The organism is Allocoleopsis sp., from assembly GCF_036703385.1.
Classification (GTDB): Bacteria; Cyanobacteriota; Cyanobacteriia; order Cyanobacteriales; family Coleofasciculaceae; genus Allocoleopsis.
This window is the reverse complement of the sequence record NZ_DATNPA010000364.1, coordinates 1-17,863: the sequence shown is the minus strand read 5'-3', so window position 1 is coordinate 17,863 and position 17,863 is coordinate 1. Positions and strand designations below refer to the sequence as shown.

Sequence of the window (17,863 nt, the reverse complement as noted above, 5' to 3'; positions counted from 1 at the left end):
AATCTCCTCCCAGTCCAGTCGAAGCCGGAAGCAGATTGCTTTAAAGATATAAAGCTCAACCGACTCTCCCTTAAAAAATTTCCAAATTGAATAGCGAGTCTTGAGACCTAGCTCAGCCGCCAGCAGCGCCTGAGTCAATTCCGTTCGCCTGAAAGCCTGTTTAGCTTGCCTAATACCTTGTTCAGATGCCGAGAGGGATTGTCTTGCCATCGTCCACCTAAGAAGCCTTTGGAAATTGTGTAAAGAGTTGATGAAGTTTAAAGATTCTGTAAAGTTTCTTGGTAAATTGACCAAACTCAAACATTACTCCAACATTATTCAAACATAACGCTACTGTGCGATTGTCATGCTGGAATTATCTGGATTTGAAATTAGTTATAAGGATAAAATTCCCATGAGAACTGTTTTGATTGTAGAAGATGAGCCGTCCAACGTTATCGTTTTTTCTAAGATTTTGACCAGGCGAGGCGGCTTAGCGGTGAAGCATACTGAAAATGTGCAAGAGGTAATGCAAATTGTCGATTCCGGGGAAGCGGATATTATTCTGATGGATGTCGATCTGCGTAACAGTCGCTACCAGGGTAAGGCGATGAATGGCATCCAGATTACTCAAATGCTGAAAGCCAATCCTCAAACAGCGAAAGTCCCAGTCATCCTAGTAACCGCAAGCGTGATGGAGGGCGATCGCGAAAACTTTCTCAAGCTGAGTGGCGCGGATGGCTACATTCCCAAACCGGTGATCGATCAGCAAGAATTTGTGGCTCAGATTTTGGCAATGCTGCCAAAAAGCTGAGAATGAACGCTACGTTATGGTGCGAAGAACTGGGCGAATAGAATGATGCTGTTGGCTGTTTTCGTGGAGGGTTCATACCAAATTGCGTCATAGGTAGTACTTTCTCTCTCCTTCGTCCTCCTTATCTCCCTTGTCTCCCTCTATGTACTATTTTTGATGGCAACTTAGTATCAGTCCCTCCGCCATCTATTCGTTAAAAACTCTAATTCAAAATCCTGGCATTGGCATGAGCTATATCCTTAAAAATCCTGGAGTCATTTTTGGATTAGTACTAGAGCATCTTCAGATGACAGGCTTAGCCGTACTGATTGCGATCGCGATCGCTCTCCCACTAGCATTAGTCATAACTAACTACCGTTGGCTCAGTATCCCAATCCTGGGGTTTCTCGGAACCCTCTACACCATACCGAGTCTGGCACTGATTATCCTACTAGTTCCACTGTTTGGGCTAACTCGTCAGTCAGTCATCATTGCCATGATTATCTATACCCAAGTGATTTTGGTACGAAATTTTTCTGTTGGACTCAAAGCGATCGAGCCTGCCATTCTAGAAGCCGCAAGCGGTATGGGGATGAATGTTTGGCAACGCTGGTGGCAGGTACAGGTACCGCTGATTTTACCGATTTATTTAGCGGGTGTGCGTCTAGCGACGATTGTGGCAGTTGCGATCGCAACCATCGGCGCAAAGTTCGGTGCTGGGGGATTGGGAGTACTGCTATTTGATGGTGTTTCCCAAAATCGTGACGATAAAATTTTTGCGGGTGCAATTGTAGTGGCACTCTTAGCATTTGTACTCAATGTCATCCTACTGGGATGCGAGTGGATATCTAGCCCAGCAAGGAAAATAAGCTAATCGACATTCAAGTTGCAGGATTAAGAAACGGAGGGAGCTAGATGAGAAGATTATGCATAATCATGCTCAAGCTCCCGTGGTGGGAGGCTGTAAAGACTGTTGGAGCGCATTCAAACTCACCTCGGCAACCAGTACCAAAATGGCGACAGGAATGGCTCCGACTAGGAGAATTGCCTTGTCGTAGAGCGCGAAACCAAGCACAATAAAGCTACCTAATCCCCCAGCACCAATAAACGCAGCGAGGGTGGCGCTAGCGATCGCTTCCACAGTTGCTGTCTTGATACCCGCGATAATCACAGGCAAGGCTAAAGGAATTTCCACCTGCCGTAGGATTTGTACTGATGTCATTCCCATTCCTTTTGCCGCTTCTTGAATGGCGGGAGCGATGCTGCGAAAGGCAACATCTGTGCTGATCAGAATGGGGGGCATGACTAATAGTGTAAGTGCGATCGCCGCTGAGGTAAAGCTCAGTCCAAAATAAGGGATGGCAACAAATAAAATAGCCAAACTGGGAATCACCCGTAATCCATTAAAAGTGTTAATTAATACAGTCGAAGCCCAGGGCGATCGCGAGCTGAGAAACCCTAACGGTAAACCCAAACCTAAGCCAATCGCCAGTGGTACCCCGACTAGTAACAAATGCTGCGCTAAAGCTAGAAGAAATTTGTCTAAATTGCTGGTACAATATTCCAGCGCCTTAGCTAAAAGTTCCATAAATTCTATCATTTCTTCACTTCATTAAAGTTTTAAAAAAAACTGTATTTTGGCTTTTAGACCTTTTTTAGTTATTTTGAGTACAGTCAAAGTGCTTTATGGGGGATACTAAAATGACTCAAGGCACGAATTGTAAATTTAAATACCAAAAATGGCTGTTAGGAAAGCCAGCACTCATATATTAGAGTCAACAATTGCACAGAGGTTTAATTTCAGCTAAAAAAAGGAATTTCTGGACACGCTCTCCCTCTATAATCCCAGCATCCAGTGACAAATTCAGGGGAATGGGGTGCTAACTCCTGGAGCAACAATTACGGCTGTTTAAGTCTGGGACTGGGTTTTGGGACAATCCACTTAAAGTCAACTCCTCAAAACACACATATGGATGCTAGTGAGCTTTTGGAGCGTTATACAGCAGGAGAGAGATGCGTTGATGTTCCTAATTTAGAAGGAATTAACCTGAGCGATCGCGATCTAAGGGGTGCCGACTTCAGAGGAGCTGACTTGTTTGAAGCCAACCTGATTCGTGCCGATTTGAGTGATGCCAACCTAAGAGGTGCTATTCTGAGTCGAGCCGACTTGAGTCGATCTGACTTGAGCCGAGCCGACTTGAGTGGTGCGCTTTTGAGTAGTGCCTTCCTGAGTCGTGCCGTCCTCAGTGGTGCCATCCTCAGTGGTGCCGTCCTCAGTGGTGCGATTTTGAACAGCGCAATTCTAAGCGGTGCTGATTTATATCATGCCAACCTGACTAGTGCGCTTTTAGGACATGCTGATCTGTATCATGCTTACCTGAGCGGTGCCCTCTTAAGAGAAGCTGACCTATATCACGCTTTTCTCAGAGAGGCTAACCTGTTCGGTGCCAATCTCAGGAGCGCTAACCTGAGCGGAGCTGATCTAAGTGGAGCAAACTTAATGGCTGCCAACTTGAGAAGTGCAAACCTATTCGGTGCCAACCTAAGTTGTGCCAACCTGGGAGGGGCGAATTTGAGGTGCGCCCTCATTTGTAAAACGACAATGCCCGATGGAAAAGTATCAAATCAAGATTGTTTGTAGAGGTGCGGAGCAGATGGGCACAAATACAGCCAAATGGATTTCACCCCAAGTCACTCCTATAGAGTCTTGGAAAAATTCAGGTATTATGTCTAATTTCACGTCTGTGCTTATTAGTTATTCAATCTTTTGAAGTTAAACACAAGTGATTTGGATGCAAATATCTCTAAAGTTCTAGGAGCCAGCTTGACTAAAGAAGTCTGAAGTTTAAAGGATGAAGGATGAAACGCAGATCGATTCCTGAAAGTGAGCTATTAATCAGCTTCTTGGGGTACGCCACAGCCGGCTTCTTTTTTGTGAATACCCCCTTTTGGGTGATCGCCTTTGCTGTCGCGTTTGTTCTAGCTGAGGCCGTTGGGTCTTGGGCGAAACTGCTGCCTTTGGTTTGGGTTGGGGCATGGGTGGGGCTTGCACCTGTGGCTTGGGTTGGATTTGTGGTTGTGGCTGGCACTGGATCTGCTGGGGCTGTGGCTGGAGCTTTGGGGGCTGGGGCTTTGACTTGGTTTGTACTTTGGGCTGTATCCAGACATGTCGCTTTTGCTTTGCCTCGCGGGCGGTTTGGCACCGCGATCACGGCTATAGTTTTTTCCCTGACTGGAGCTGTAACTTGGTTCGTATTTGGATCGGTGGCTGGACGTGTGGCTTTAGCGATGAACGCGGGTCAGTCTTTGATTGTGGCTGTGGTTGCAGCTTGGGCTTGGGCTTGGGCTTGGGCTTGGTTTGTATTTGAGGCGTTGGCTGGGGTGGTTATTGGGGGTATAGTCTGGATAGCCGTTGGCTTTGGAATTGGAATTTTTGCTGGGGTTCCCGTTTGGACTTGGGCTATGGCTGGGGCTGTGGCTGGTTTTGTAGTGGCGGCTGTATCTAAGGCGAGAAAGGAATTACTCAAGTCCTTCAGTAAATCCCATACCTTCCTGATCATGGCGGGAACCTGTTTATTAGGGCTGAGTTCAGGGCGATTAGTGAGTGAATTGTTGTTTTAGAGCGAGCCCAGCAGTTATTTGAAGCTCCCTTTGTCTTAGCCTCTCATACCAAATCCGCCTTGATAACCCGGTTTTCGGCTCAAGTATTTTTTCCCTTCTGTCCTGGAGCCCTCTGCCTTCTGCCTTCCACCAAAAAAGGGGTCATAAAACTCGTAAAATATCTGCCGTAAATTTTTTAATAAATTTATATTGAGCCTCAGTATTATAGAGGGGGCTAGGAACTTTTTGTCGCTAGTTCTGTAGAATCGGGGTGAAGCGATGTCATGCATCAAACAAGTTAGCCTAGCACTTGCAGCCCTCAGCATAACTGCTGCCTTTTCTCAACAGCCCTTAGACGCACAGGAGATTCAACGCGCCCTTGACGGCACGGGTACAATTGTTACTCCTGAGGGCAATCAATTTAATATTCAGGGCGGTTCTCTATCTCAAGATAGAGGCAATCTCTTCCATAGTTTTCAACAATTTGGACTCAAAGAAGGCCAGACTGCTAACTTCCTCTCTCAGCCTTCTATTCGCAATATTCTGGGGCGGGTTGTTGGGGGTGACCCTTCAATTATTAATGGTCTAGTACAAGTCACCGGGGGCAACTCTAACTTATTTTTGCTCAACCCGGCTGGAATTATTTTTGGTACCAAGGCGAGTCTGAATGTACCTGCTGACTTTACTGCTACTACTGCTACTGCCATTGGCTTTGGAGGAAAGACTTGGTTTAACGCTGTTGGGGGTAATGACTACCAACTCTTAATTGGGACTCCCAACCAGTTTGCCTTTGACTCGGCTCAACCGGGAAGCCTAATCAATGCGGCTAATCTCACGGTTGCACCCGGACAAAACTTAAGCTTAGTGGGGGGTACAGTCATCAATACGGGACAACTCACTGCTCCTGGAGGAACGATTACCATTGCATCTGTACCGGGTAAGAATCGGGTTCAGATTAACCAAAGCGGACACTTGCTGAGTTTGGAGATTGCAGCACCCAGAAATCAGGATGGACAAATCCTGTCGATTACGCCGTTAGATTTACCCACTCTTTTGACGGGAGAAGCAGCAGAGGTAGAAACAGGGCTGGTTGTTTCCCCAGCAGGTACTGTGACGCTAAAGCATTCGGGGATGACTCTCCCAACTGATAGCGGAACCGCGATGCTCCCTTCGGGCAGCGGCTTTGCGATCGCGTCTGGTACTCTCGATGCCTCCAGTGTCGGAATCGGTGGCAGCATCAATATTTTAGGTGACAAAGTAGCTGTGATGAGTGCCAACCTCAACACCTCTGGTGTGAATGGCGGCGGTACCGTAAGGATTGGTGGTGGTTTTCCAGGCCAAGAAACTGTAGCCAGTGCATCTCGCACCTTCGTGAGTGCTGACTCCATTATCCAGGCAGATGCTTTACTCAATGGAAATGGCGGTCGTGTACTCGTCTGGGCAGACCAAGTAACAGGCTTTTCCGGTCAAGCCAGCGCCCGTGGCGGTATCCATTCCGGGAACGGAGGCTTTGTAGAAATATCGAGTAAGGGCGACCTGGCCTTTCAGGGATTGGTGAATGTCGGCGCGACTCACGGGCTGGATGGCACGATTCTGTTCGACCCGACGAATATCACGATTGTCCCCACAGGTGCCAACGATAACCAACTCAACGCCAATGTTCCCAATGCCAATGACCCAGCGGGAGCCATTTTCGCCGGAGATGGGGGCGCAGTGGACTTTACCCTCTCTGCTGGCGTCCTTGAAGCTCAGACGGGAAATATTATTCTAGAGGCTACGAACAACATTACGATCGCTCCTGGTTTGTCCCTGAACTTTGCCAGTCCGGGTGGAAGCATTACCTTTAAGGCAGATGCTGATAATAATCAGGTTGGCTCGTTTTCGATGGATCGAACCCAATCCCTTACAGCGGCGGGGAGAAATCTCACCATTTCAGGGGCGAGTATCAGCGCAGGAACGATCGCTACATTCACAATGGATGGTGCGGGTAACACCGCCGGTGATATTAATCTGACTGCTACCAATGGTAACGTTAATGCCGTTAGTCTCAGGGCAGACTCCGAACCGGGTATTGGCAACGCGGGCAATGGCGGGAATATTACCGTGAATGCTTCGGGGGCGATTAACATTACCGGAACGATCGAAGCCGACTCCCAAACACCAGGAAACTCTAATGCGTCTCCTGGCAATGGGGGGAACGTTATTCTCAATGCAGGTAAGGGTATTACCGTCGATGTGATTGATACTCGCTCTCAGGTTAATGGCTCCGGTATCAGAACTGGCAATGCTGGGAATATCACTCTGACGACAACGGAAGGAGACATTTCCACAAACCTGCTTTTCCTGCCCGCGATCGTGAATAAATTGGATGGGATTGGTGATGCTGGCAATGCGGGAAGTTTAACCATCCATGCTCCGAACGGAAGCATTCGTGTCAATACTCCTTTAGAGGGAATTGTTACCCAGTCGCTCGCGGGTTCAACGTCTGGCAATGCGGGGAATGCAGGTGCGATCGCACTCGTTGCAGGTGATGATATTAGCATCAGTGGCGCTGTGGGAATAAACGCTAGCTCTCAAGCTAACTTTGGCAGTAGCGGCAACGGTGGTAACGTTACCCTCAATGCAATTGGAGGTAACATCACTTTGAGCGGAAGTGAAATCAATACCTCCAGTCGCACCCAAACCGCTGGCAATCTCAGCTTGACTGGTAATGTGAGGCTCAATAGCCCCGATCTCACCATTAATACAACCGGGCAGACATCCAGCGGTAATATAACCTTCAATAACTCCGTGGATGGAACTACGGCTGAGGCGCAAAACTTAACCTTAAATTCAGGCACTGGCACCATCACCTTTAATGGAATCGGCAACAATGTGCCACTCGGCAGCTTAGCCATCAATAGCACTGGAATGATTCAGCTCGCCGGTGACTATAGCTTTGCCAGGGGATACAGCTTCAAGAATCCCGTGACACTGATTGGCAATACAACGATTAAATCCCCAAAATATTTAAGCTTTAACAACACTCTGGCAGCAGGGGCGAATAATCTAACTCTGATTGCAAACGGCATTGACTTTACCCAAGCTGTATCAGGCACGGGGAATTTAATGATTTCGCCCTTTACTCCCGATCGCACGATCATCCTGGGCGGTACTATCGATAATGGTTTGAGTACGCTGGATCTGATAGCTAGGGATATCGCCGCCTTGCAGCCTGGGTTTAACAGCATCACCATCGGCAGTGCTTCGGGGAGCGGTGCAATTGTCCTGGCTGGGAATACAACGTTTAATTCTCCAGTTACCTTGCGATCGCCGGTTGGCAATGGTTCAATCAACACAGCAGGGTTTACCTTAACCGGCACTAACAACGCAACGATTACCCTCTTAGCCAGTCACGGGATTACCACAAGCGATATCATCAATCCCGGTCGAGATATTACCCTAACCAGTCTCCTCGGTAATATCAATACAAGCGCAGGGACGCTGAACTCTAGCTCTACCAAGACTTCGGGTGGAAACATTACGGTTAAGAGTAATAGCGGAGCGATTACTACCGGAAACCTCAACGCCTCGGGCGCGATCAATGGTGGCAACATCACCCTGGAAGCTCTGACTCAAATTACGACGGGCCAAATCAACACCCTTGGGGTCTCTGGTAAGGGTGGCAATGTCACGATTGACCCCTTCGGTGATATTCAAGTCGCTTCAATTAACGCCCAAGGGGGAACTCAAGGCGGTACTGTAGATATCAGCACTCAAAAACTGTTTAGAGCCACCGATACCTTTAGGGCTGCCAACGGCGAATTGGTCAGTATTTCCACCCTTGGCGGTCATCATGGTGGGGACATTACTATTCGACATGGGGGTCGTGGCCTCATTCCGTTTGTGGTCGGAGATGCTACTGTCAACGGCACAGCGGGAGCGCTGAGCAGTGGCGAGTTCAGAATTACTTCGCTTGGCTCCTTTCCCTTCACTCACACAGAAGGCAATATTCGGATTATTAGTGTTAACCCACCCCCAACGCTGCCAACTTCATCTTCTACCGTACCGAATCCACCTGCCACGACACCAACTTCATCTTCTACCATACCGAATTCATCTTCCGCGCTACAGACTCCATCTCCCACCGTACCGAATTCATCTTCCACTCCTCCTGACAAACCCTCCACTTCTCGTAAGCCACCTATTCCTATTAGGCAACTCTCATCTCAAGAACAATCAGAGAGACAACCGTCGCTTCAAAACAAAGACTTGGGAACGTTGGAGATTGACCAATCATTTAGCAACGAATTTACCCAAGCTCTGGGACTGGGTAAGACTCAACCCATCACTCTCTCCGAAGTACAGAACAGACTACGCCAAATCGAGAGTGCAACAGGTATCAAACCCGCCATTATTTATGCAGTATTTGTGCCCTCTACCATTACTCCACTCCCCAGCACCACTCAAGAAATCACAGGTGCAGGGCAAGCAGGAATCCAATCGAATATGTTGCGTTCCCTGAATCTTGAAGGCAGCTTTAGCCAAACAGCTTCCCAGCATGATCGCTTAGAGCTAATTCTGATTACAGCCCAAGGCAATCCCATTCGCCATTCCGTGAATGCCACTAGAGCCGAAGTCATCCACATGGCAGAGGAATTTCGTAGCCAAGTGAGCGATCGCACTAACCGTTCGGGCTTCCTTGTCCCAGCTCAACAGATGTATCAATGGTTAACGGCTCCTCTGGAACGTGACTTACAGCAGCAGAACATCCAGAATCTGGTCTATATCATGGACACTGGATTGCGTAGTATCCCCTTGGCGGCGATGCATGACGGCAAAAACTTCATCATAGAACGATATAGTGTCGGTTTAATGCCCACGTTTGCGCTCACCGATACTCGCTATGTAGAGGTAAAGAATACGTCTGTTTTAGCAATGGGGGCTTCAAAATTTGTGGTTCAAAGTCCCTTACCCGCTGTGCCAATGGAATTATCGACCATTGTTGGCAAGTTATGGTCAGGAAAATCCTACCTGAATGACAGCTTTACTCTGGAAAATCTTCGAGCAGCACGTAATGCTGCACCCTATGGCATTATCCATTTAGCTACCCATGCCGAGTTTAACCTCAATAATCCCAAAAACTCCTACATTCAGCTATGGAAGAGCCAACTGCACCTAGACCAGTTACGGCAGCTGACATTAAAGAAACCATCCATAGAATTGTTAGTTTTGAGTGCTTGTCGTACAGCTTTAGGTAATGAACAGATAGAACTGGGATTTGCGGGGTTAGCGGCGCAAGCGGGAGTGAAGTCCGTTTTAGGCAGTTTGTGGTATGTCAGTGATGAAGGGACGTTGGGCTTAATGAGTGAATTTTACGACCAATTGAAACAAGCCCCGATTAAAGCTGAAGCACTCCGGCAAACGCAAGTGGCAATGCTCAAAGGTGAGGTGCGATTGGAGGAGGGGGAGCTGATGACTAGCGCTGGTCGTTTATCCTTACCGCCCTCTTTAGCCCGTATGGGAAATCATAACTTTTCCCATCCCTACTACTGGAGTGCGTTCACCATGATTGGTAATCCTTGGTAATGTCTCTAGTGCAGCTACCGTTTACCTTTAAGAGTGCAAAAAGTCCTAATGCATGAGGTCTCATCTCGACATTTGACGTTTAATACCAAGTTGCAGTCAAAGACGTAATGTAAGAAATTTTCACTCCCTACTCCCTACTCCCCACTCCCTTTATCAAGGTTACGGATTAGAACGCAACTTGGTATAAAGAGCAGTTACGGATGCAAGCAGTTTTTAATAACCTCGAGAGAACAGTGACTTGGGTTGGGGATAAGTGTTCCTGCTCATAGACTGACCGGGTTGACCGAACTCTCCTCTTTTTGGAGAGCGATCGCTACCAGTGCGTTCAACGACGAGAGCCATGCTAGCCATTAGAATTTCAATAATTGAACCCCGTTCATTGGGATTAACGTTCATAACTGAGGGTCGATTTTTCTGATTCATGTAGCCCAGTTTCGCCATAATCTCCACAGGAGAAAAGGCTCCTGGGCAATCTGTATGGGTTAGACCAATTATCATCGGGATTCCCACTCGCTGGTTCATATAGGACATTATCTGGCGAGCGTAGTGAAAATCATTGGGTCGATGCGCTGCCACGAGTACGATATAACTGTGAGCGCCTTTAATCAAATAATCCCACATGAAATTAAAGCGAGCTTGACCAGGAGTACCGTAGATTTGTACCTCCAGGGAAGAACCAAATGTAAATCGACCATAGTCAAAGGCAACGGTGGTTTGTTTCTTCAGCAGGGATGTTTGATCGGTAGCACTGCGTTCTGTTTCTATGACTTCAATTTCACTAATTGTTCTGACAAAGGTGGACTTGCCAGAGCCTGGGGCTCCTGCTATTACTAGACGCATGATTTTCATTAGATAAAAGCTCCTAAAAAACTAAGCGGATTTACACCCTGAAAGATGAGTTGGGGTTGAGAGAACACATAGAGCAAAAGGCAGAAGGCAGAAGGCAGAAGGCTTTTATGTTTATTACTGCTACGTGGTCGTTTCAACCGTTTATTCTGTCCTAACTTTTATGGCGACAGCGATAACTTCAACTGAATTAGAGCCCCACTCGTTTCGTCCAACCACTGATGCCAATTTCATTAACTAGTGCTACATTGACTACCCCCCTAACCCCCCTTGGGTTCGGGGGGAATAAGAAAAGTATTTGTAGCAAGCCTTTAGGAAATTGCTATGATGTGAGTTAATGCCTCCTGCTAAAGTCTTACTCTTCAAACTTTGCAGGAGGCGTGGTCGTTCTGAGGTGTTAAATTTGACTGACCTCAAAGCAGGGTTTGGGGTAGGAACTGTCTTGTATAAAAGGATTCCTAGGCTGCTAAGCGTTCAATTGGTTCTTGTGCTCACGCCAAGCGATCGCAAACGCTATCAGTGTGCAGAGTTCCCAACTGCACCCCCTTACTTAGCGAGAATTGAGCGTGTTAGTCCTGACTATGCCAAAGCGGGCTTAACGTCAGCAACGGTGCGCTTAATTTCTAACATCAAAACGCCCTGCTTCGCTTCCTTGCCAGCCAGGACAAGAAACACCGCCTCGTCACCACAACTGGTCAAAATCGTAAAGCCTTCGTCACCCTCAACATAGATGCGATCGGTGATACCAGCTAAGAGTTCCTTACCAATGCGCTCACCCAAGGAGAGCATGGCGGCAGACATGGCAGAAACTCGTTCTTCATCCATGCTACCGGGTAAGCTAGCCGCCAGGGGTAAACCATCTGGGGTGACCACGGCTGCACCTTGAACATCAGGGGTGGTGGCGACAAATTTTTGTACAATCATCCCAAGCTTGTGAGTATTGATTGCCATTGAACAATTTCTCCTTAACTATCAAAGATTGGCATTCGGTTAATGGGTATTTCTGGGAAAGGTGTTGCTGATGTGGCGGCGGATTCAATGGAGAGTTTCTCGATTTGAGGTCGCCGCTCATTGTTTAATGCAGCAACGCCTCCCAGATGTATTTCGATGAACAAGGTAAAGGGAAGAGATTGCTTGCCGTTCACGAATGGCAAAACAATGCTCTATTGAGATGTGCTTGCGCTCAAATCTGAGTAAATTCAAATACGTCGTAAGCGCCACCGTGGAGTATCGATTCGGTATGGGTGCCCTTGAGTTTCTTTTGCAGCAGTTCGGTCATAATTCCCCAAATAATACCCAAGGTAAAGGTACACCGGGGCGGTGTTCCATTGCCACCGACAGCGCAGAGAGTTTCTGAGGTGTAGACCTTGACCACATCGTCAGTTATCTCAATTTTGTCAATGATGCATAGACGAGAGCCTTCTTCACCCAAAACTTTGGTGATTTGTTGGGTCGCATCTTCTAAATTTTGTGTTGCACCTTTCAAACCCAACTCGTCGGCGAGTTTCTTCCCACGCATCCGACCGGCGGCAACCAGAGCGACTCCTGCCGCCTTCTCTCCTAAGGCATCTGACATCCCCTCAACCACGGCGCGAAACGCATCAATGCTATTAAATTGTCCAAGTTTGTCGCGCTTAATATCTAGTGGCATTTTCCACTCCTTATGTAGGACTACAGTACGTCATGATTCAGGGGTGACTCTCACTTTTGACGATATCCACTAATACCTATATCGGTATAGAAATAATCTGTCTTTTCTGAAGTGATCGATTTCCCTAATTAACTGGGATTTGTTGAAGATATTCATCTTCATCTGCTAAGGCCATATTTTTCTTTAGCCCATGAGTTATTTACTCGTTTAGGTCATTAAAATCTCCTTTTGTCTGAACGTCTTACGCTTGTGTATTACATATCTTTTTTAGCAGCTATTGCTCCTGTATGTCATTAGCAATCTTGAGGTAATTTACTTAATTTCTATGTGAGTTTGATGAAGTTCTTGGCTTTCATTAACGAATAAAAGTAATCTTGATCTTCCTACCATTAGGGTTAATGTTTGAATTTTCATAATTCAGCGATCGCAGGAAGATGGAATTCTCTGATTGCCTTAGCTTAGGAGCTTTTCAGGAATTTAGCTTCAGAATTTTTTGATGAAATCAGGCGGAGTTGATAGTTAAGCAATTTATCTGTTTATTAACTTTAATTAAAGCCATAAGAGTTTTATTAATCATTTTGTAAGCATTGAAGATTTTTTTTAGGTTAGTTGATTTAGGTTTTTAAGAAAAAATAAAATAGTCAAAATTTTGCAGATATTCCTACATACGTAAAAATAAATGATTAGTAGATGTATAGCCTGAATGGCACTGGCTTAAGCGATCTCCTGCGGAATTTGCCCCCTAAATCCCCAAGGAGATCCCCCTCCCTGCCCCCTTATCCCCAAAGGGGACCCCGAGTTCCCCCTTAAAAAGGGGGAAGCCAGATGTTGCTACGCTTTGAAAAGTCTGGGGGACTTTGAACTCTGGCTCCCCCAGAATTGGGGGTTGGGGGGCGGATCGGCTCGTTATTTCAGTGCCATAGACTGTTTTATGCCTAAAGGAGCGTTAAGACTCGCGCAACATTTGGAGCGAACAACCTGAAGCGTTGCTAAGTCACGATCGCAAACCCATGAGGCGCACTGGTTGCTTGTAATAAGCTGTTGCGCGTAAAACGGGGAATTAACCGTACACAATATTAAAGGTATAGCCAGGAAACCACCAAGGAGCGATCGCCGATTACCAAAAAGACACCGAACTTTTCATCGAAAACCTGGCGGAGTCTGAGAGCGATCGCACCCGCTATAGTAAGGTTAATGTCCTACCGATGCAGCGATGCGCCGCTCTAACGGGTGGCACGTCTGGGCAGCTACAAACGATAAACCATGCTGCGTTAGAGCTTGCGCTGTTCTGTTCACCGCATCCAACTTGTCCAAAAAGTTCAAGGTTAGGTGTTCCCACTCTCCAGCCGCGATAATTTCCTTCTTGTCACGGAAATAGTCCAGGATGTCCGATGGGTGTTCGCGTGTTTGCTCGATCGCCGGATCGCCCCCTTCATGCTTAGCTGAAATATTAGGTACACACTCAACAAGCTTCATCAACTCATCCCTGCGGTTGTACGGTTGCCGCACTATGCTTTTCCAGGTTTCCGTGATGTGATGTTCAAAACGGACAACGTTCTCAAAATCCAGAGCTTTCCGGAACTGGCTGGTTATCTCGATGGTCTCGTTGTTCACCGAGTTACTCCAGTTAAATCCAATCAACGGAGAGCTGCCATCATCCCTGGAGAACAGTTTAGCTGTGAGTAGAGTCCACAGAGCCGAATAAGGATTGTCATTTCCCATGAATACCGAGATTTTGAACTCGATATCGACACCAAGACGGTGGAGAAGATAGCCCAGCAGCACTGTACCAGGGTTAAGATTTAGTACCTGCCTTACACCATAGTTAGTGTAATAATACAAGTACTCGTCAAGCCATTGTAAAGCGTGATCATTGGGCTGACCGACACCACCGAAGTAGCCTGTGATAGTCTCAACTCCACCGAGATGGACATTTGAGCCATCGGTTCCCTTCGTATCCAAGGTTTCAACAAAACTCGCGCCAAGAATCTGCATAGCAGCAGCCACCGCCGGTAAGTCGCCATCTATTTCTTGTTCCCTCATCTGACGTACCCGAATAAAGCGTCCTGGAAGGAGGGATTGTTGTGCGATCGCACGTTTGGCAGCTGTGATTACCCACGGGAAATACTGGCAGGCACTGATTTCTAAAGTAACAGCAAAATCATCGGCAAAGGTGAGGCTATCGGCTGTATTACCAAGCACCTTGTGTCGATACTCTGCAATACTGATGAACGCACCTTGAGCAACTTGCTGTTGTAACCATTGCAGGTCAATCAAATACTCTGGCTTAGTTCGTTCTATATGTTGAAATAGCGTCGCAAGCTCCATCGCTTGTTTTGCTTTAGCATTAATCTCCTCCGGAGTTCCGTACTTGGCAACAACATCCAGGAAACCATCGATTACACGCATGTTCGGAGCTATCAGGATAGCGTTGATAGCCTCCAAACTTTCAGGAGGAATTTTCAGTCGTTCTCGGAGGTTTTCAATCATGGCATTTTTTTGTTTTAATGAACCACAGAGGCACAGAGAACACAGAGGAGAGGAAAGAAGAGGAGACTGACATTTGTCTTGAAAATGGTAATGGGTAGTAGGTAATAGGAAAGAGAGATTTTATTGTTTGTTGTGTGCAACTCATGGGGAGTATTGCACTAAAAACTTTGCGTACCTCTGCGTAAACCTCTGCGTCCTTTGCGTTAAAAAAAAGCAATTTGAGCGTTGTTCGCTAGTTACCGAAACTGATTAAAAAGCTTTAAATGATGCCATACTTTTTCCCCATGCGGGTAAAGGCATCGACACACTGGTCAAGATGCTCTTGCGTATGAGCCGCAGACACCTGAACGCGAATCCGAGCTTGACCTTGGGGAACAACGGGATAGCTAAAGCCGATGACATAGATACCCTCCTCCAGTAAGTCGCGTGCCATATCCTGCGCCAGCTTCGCGTCATACAGCATGATCGGCACAATGGGATGAATGCCGGGTTTGATGTCAAAGCCGCGATCGCTCATTAAGGTGCGGAAGTAGCACGTATTCTCCATTAAGCGTTCCCGCAACTGGTTCGTTTCGCTAATCAAGTCCAGCACTTTAATACTGGTGTAGGCGATCGCAGGTGCTAAGGTATTGGAAAACAAATAAGGACGCGATCGCTGCCGTAGCAGGTCAATGATCGGCTTATGTCCTGTCGTGAAGCCGCCCGATGCCCCACCCAGCGCTTTCCCCAGCGTACTGGTAATGATATCCACCCGTCCCATCACCTTACAGTGTTCGATAGAGCCACGTCCCGTTGCCCCCAAAACCCCCGTAGCGTGGCTATCATCCACCATGACTAGCGCATCATAGCGATCGGCAAGATCGCAAATTTGCTCCAGCTTGGCGATATCGCCATCCATGCTAAACACCCCATCAGTGGCAATCAAGCGAATTTTGGCTGATTGCGAGTCTTGTAGTGCTTGCTCCAACTCCTGCATATCGCCGTGAGCAAAACGGTACCGCTTGGCTTTACAGAGGCGAATGCCATCGATGATACTGGCATGATTGAGCGCATCGCTAATCACAGCACAGTCAGCATCTAGGAGTGTTTCAAATAAACCGCCGTTGGCATCAAAACAGGAGGTGTACAGAATCGTGTCCTCGGTACCGAGAAACGCTGAAATCCTACTTTCCAACTCCTTATGAATCGATTGCGTCCCACAAATAAAGCGCACCGACGACAAACCAAAACCATACTTAGCAACCCCTTCTTGCGCTGCTGCAATTACATCAGGATGATTGGCCAGTCCTAAGTAGTTGTTGGCACAAAAATTTATAACCTCCCGACCTCCCTGGACTTCAATCTCAGCACCTTGTCCAGACATCAAAAGTCGTTCTTCTTTGTACAAACCGGATTTGTGGATATCGTCGAGAATTGACTCAAAAACATCAGTCGCTGTTGCAAACATAGCTGATACGATTTTAGATTTTAGATTTTGGATTTTGGATTTTAATACCCTTGCCAGTTGTTCATTTGAGAAATTAAACAGTCGAAGTAATAAAGCCAAACGGTATGAATTACCAAGTATTTGTGTTAGGCAAAAACCTAACAACAAGTGGAACTAAAGTCTGCCTACCAACCCACGTTCAAGCAAAAAACCCAACTTCTCTCTCCCTCCTCCTCCTCTGAGTCCTCTGTGCCTCTGTGGTTCTTTAAAAGAGACTTTGCGCACACACCATAGATTCTTGTCCAACCCTCATCAGCCGCTCATCAAGTTTCGCCAGCATATCCGCAACGATCGCAGGCAAGTCATACGTGTGTTTCCAGCCCCAATCTGCTCGTGCCCGCGAATCATCAATCACACAAGGCCACGAATCAGCGATCGCCTGCCGGAAATCGGGTGCATAATCACAGGTAAATTCAGGTAAATACTTCTGAATTTCAGCAACAAGTTCTTCCGCCGAGAAGCTCACTGCCGCAATATTGTAGCTGGAGCGAACTTTAATCAACGCCGAGTCTGCTTCCATAAGATGAAGGATAGCCGCGATCGCATCTGGCATATACATCATCGGGAGACGGGTTTCCGGGCGGACAAAGCAGGTATACGTGCCGTACTTGAGGGCGGCATAGAATATTTCCACTGCAAAATCGGTCGTACCACCTCCAGGAAGAGTACTGTAACTGATAATCCCTGGTAAGCGGAGGCTGCGGACATCGACACCGAATTGATACGCGTAATAGCGACACAGCAACTCACCCGTCACTTTTGTAATGCCATACACCGTAGATGGGTCTTCTACCGTGATCTGCGGCGTATCGAGCTTGGGGGTATGAGGCCCAAACACGGCGATGGAACTGGGCCAAAAGACTCGTAGTTGATGGGATTTAGCCACCTGGAGAACATTTTTGAGTCCATTGACATTGATGTTCCAACAAAGCTCCGGGTTCTGTTCTCCCTTCGCCGATAGCAAACCCGCCAAGTGATAAATCGTATCGACTTGATAGTGTTCGACGATCTCCTGGAGACGGTGTTCATCCGTCACATCCAGAACTTCATACGGAAGCAAGTTACCCTCTAGATGTGGCACGGCTTTTCGAGTGCTCTCGATTACCTGTGTTGCTCCAAAGCGCCTACGCAAGGCCGAAACGAGGTCGCTCCCGATTTGACCTCTAGCTCCAGTCACTAAAATTGTTTTCATTCTAAGTAGAACCCTCTGCGTTAGATCGTATCCAGGGTCTGCTGACAACTATGCGGAAGCTCTGTAATTTCAGTTATTTTTGCTCTTGTAAGCCTGTTTCCAGTTACTTTTGAAAGTGACACAGTATCCTATGTCACTCTCAGAAAAATGTTGTTACTCGTACCTAGGACGAATGGCACTGACTTAAGCGATCTCCTGCGGTATTTGCCCCCTAAATCCCCAAAATTTGGGGGGACTTTGAACTCTGGCTCCCCCAGA

Annotated in this window: 14 protein-coding genes; 5 read left to right on the top strand and 9 right to left on the bottom strand. The window is 47.2% G+C overall.

Going from position 1 to position 17,863, the window contains the following annotated elements:
* The coding region (locus V6C93_RS18105; RefSeq protein WP_349262752.1) for a hypothetical protein at nucleotides 1-210 on the bottom strand (210 nt) is incomplete at its 3' end.
* Between the two features lie 184 nt (nucleotides 211-394).
* Here V6C93_RS18105 and V6C93_RS18100 point away from each other — a divergent pair.
* Complete coding sequence (locus tag V6C93_RS18100) at nucleotides 395-793, top strand: response regulator (protein ID WP_333478070.1); 399 nt, start codon at nucleotides 395-397, stop codon at nucleotides 791-793.
* Nucleotides 794-1,019: 226 nt separating this feature from the next.
* Entirely contained in the window at nucleotides 1,020-1,646 is a 627-nt protein-coding gene (locus tag V6C93_RS18095) for an ABC transporter permease (protein WP_333478069.1), read from the top strand.
* A 66-nt stretch (nucleotides 1,647-1,712) separates the two neighbouring features.
* On the opposite strand, the gene V6C93_RS18090 is transcribed toward V6C93_RS18095, so the two are convergent.
* Nucleotides 1,713-2,360: an ABC transporter permease gene (locus V6C93_RS18090; protein WP_349262753.1), complete on the bottom strand. Its 648-nt coding sequence runs from the start codon at nucleotides 2,358-2,360 to the stop codon at nucleotides 1,713-1,715.
* Between the two features lie 267 nt (nucleotides 2,361-2,627).
* On the opposite strand from V6C93_RS18090, the gene V6C93_RS18085 reads away from it, so the two are divergent.
* The 3 genes from V6C93_RS18085 to V6C93_RS18075 all read left to right on the top strand — a co-directional run bounded on the left by V6C93_RS18085 (nucleotide 2,628) and on the right by V6C93_RS18075 (nucleotide 9,940).
* Entirely contained in the window at nucleotides 2,628-3,413 is a 786-nt protein-coding gene (locus tag V6C93_RS18085) for a pentapeptide repeat-containing protein (protein ID WP_333478067.1), read from the top strand.
* A 218-nt stretch (nucleotides 3,414-3,631) separates the two neighbouring features.
* Nucleotides 3,632-4,393 (top strand): hypothetical protein, encoded by a 762-nt coding sequence (locus V6C93_RS18080; RefSeq protein WP_333478066.1) that lies wholly within the window; start codon nucleotides 3,632-3,634, stop codon nucleotides 4,391-4,393.
* 258 nt (nucleotides 4,394-4,651) lie between these two features.
* Entirely contained in the window at nucleotides 4,652-9,940 is a 5,289-nt protein-coding gene (locus tag V6C93_RS18075) for a CHAT domain-containing protein (RefSeq protein ID WP_333478065.1), read from the top strand.
* Nucleotides 9,941-10,153: 213 nt separating this feature from the next.
* Here V6C93_RS18075 and V6C93_RS18070 read toward each other — a convergent pair whose 3' ends face one another.
* The 7 genes from V6C93_RS18070 to V6C93_RS18040 form a co-directional block, all read right to left on the bottom strand.
* Nucleotides 10,154-10,780, bottom strand: a complete 627-nt coding sequence (locus V6C93_RS18070; RefSeq protein ID WP_333478064.1) for a GTP-binding protein — start codon at nucleotides 10,778-10,780, stop codon at nucleotides 10,154-10,156.
* Nucleotides 10,781-11,365: 585 nt separating this feature from the next.
* Nucleotides 11,366-11,737, bottom strand: a complete 372-nt coding sequence (locus tag V6C93_RS18065; protein ID WP_333478063.1) for a roadblock/LC7 domain-containing protein — start codon at nucleotides 11,735-11,737, stop codon at nucleotides 11,366-11,368.
* A 14-nt stretch (nucleotides 11,738-11,751) separates the two neighbouring features.
* The gene (locus V6C93_RS18060; RefSeq protein ID WP_333478062.1) at nucleotides 11,752-11,931 is read right to left on the bottom strand and encodes a hypothetical protein; all 180 of its coding nucleotides are present in this window, start codon (nucleotides 11,929-11,931) and stop codon (nucleotides 11,752-11,754) included.
* Between the two features lie 38 nt (nucleotides 11,932-11,969).
* Nucleotides 11,970-12,437: a hydrocarbon-binding protein gene (locus tag V6C93_RS18055; protein ID WP_333478061.1), complete on the bottom strand. Its 468-nt coding sequence runs from the start codon at nucleotides 12,435-12,437 to the stop codon at nucleotides 11,970-11,972.
* Nucleotides 12,438-13,628: 1,191 nt separating this feature from the next.
* Nucleotides 13,629-14,927 (bottom strand): hypothetical protein, encoded by a 1,299-nt coding sequence (locus V6C93_RS18050; RefSeq protein ID WP_333478060.1) that lies wholly within the window; start codon nucleotides 14,925-14,927, stop codon nucleotides 13,629-13,631.
* A gap of 259 nt (nucleotides 14,928-15,186) precedes the next feature.
* Entirely contained in the window at nucleotides 15,187-16,374 is a 1,188-nt protein-coding gene (gene kbl, locus V6C93_RS18045) for a glycine C-acetyltransferase (protein ID WP_333478059.1), read from the bottom strand.
* Nucleotides 16,375-16,618: 244 nt separating this feature from the next.
* Complete coding sequence (locus V6C93_RS18040; RefSeq protein WP_333478058.1) at nucleotides 16,619-17,605, bottom strand: NAD-dependent epimerase/dehydratase family protein; 987 nt, start codon at nucleotides 17,603-17,605, stop codon at nucleotides 16,619-16,621.
* Nucleotides 17,606-17,863: the final 258 nt, after the last annotated feature.

Coding starts and splice junctions, on each gene's coding strand:
- V6C93_RS18100 (WP_333478070.1), top strand. CDS start 395: ATGAGAACTGTTTTGATTGTAGAAGATGAGCCGTCCAACGTTATCGTT.
- V6C93_RS18095 (WP_333478069.1), top strand. CDS start 1,020: ATGAGCTATATCCTTAAAAATCCTGGAGTCATTTTTGGATTAGTACTA.
- V6C93_RS18090 (WP_349262753.1), bottom strand. CDS start 2,360: ATGGAACTTTTAGCTAAGGCGCTGGAATATTGTACCAGCAATTTAGAC.
- V6C93_RS18080 (WP_333478066.1), top strand. CDS start 3,632: ATGAAACGCAGATCGATTCCTGAAAGTGAGCTATTAATCAGCTTCTTG.
- V6C93_RS18075 (WP_333478065.1), top strand. CDS start 4,652: ATGTCATGCATCAAACAAGTTAGCCTAGCACTTGCAGCCCTCAGCATA.
- V6C93_RS18070 (WP_333478064.1), bottom strand. CDS start 10,780: ATGCGTCTAGTAATAGCAGGAGCCCCAGGCTCTGGCAAGTCCACCTTT.
- V6C93_RS18065 (WP_333478063.1), bottom strand. CDS start 11,737: ATGGCAATCAATACTCACAAGCTTGGGATGATTGTACAAAAATTTGTC.
- V6C93_RS18055 (WP_333478061.1), bottom strand. CDS start 12,437: ATGCCACTAGATATTAAGCGCGACAAACTTGGACAATTTAATAGCATT.
- V6C93_RS18050 (WP_333478060.1), bottom strand. CDS start 14,927: ATGATTGAAAACCTCCGAGAACGACTGAAAATTCCTCCTGAAAGTTTG.
- kbl (WP_333478059.1), bottom strand. CDS start 16,374: ATGTTTGCAACAGCGACTGATGTTTTTGAGTCAATTCTCGACGATATC.
- V6C93_RS18040 (WP_333478058.1), bottom strand. CDS start 17,605: ATGAAAACAATTTTAGTGACTGGAGCTAGAGGTCAAATCGGGAGCGAC.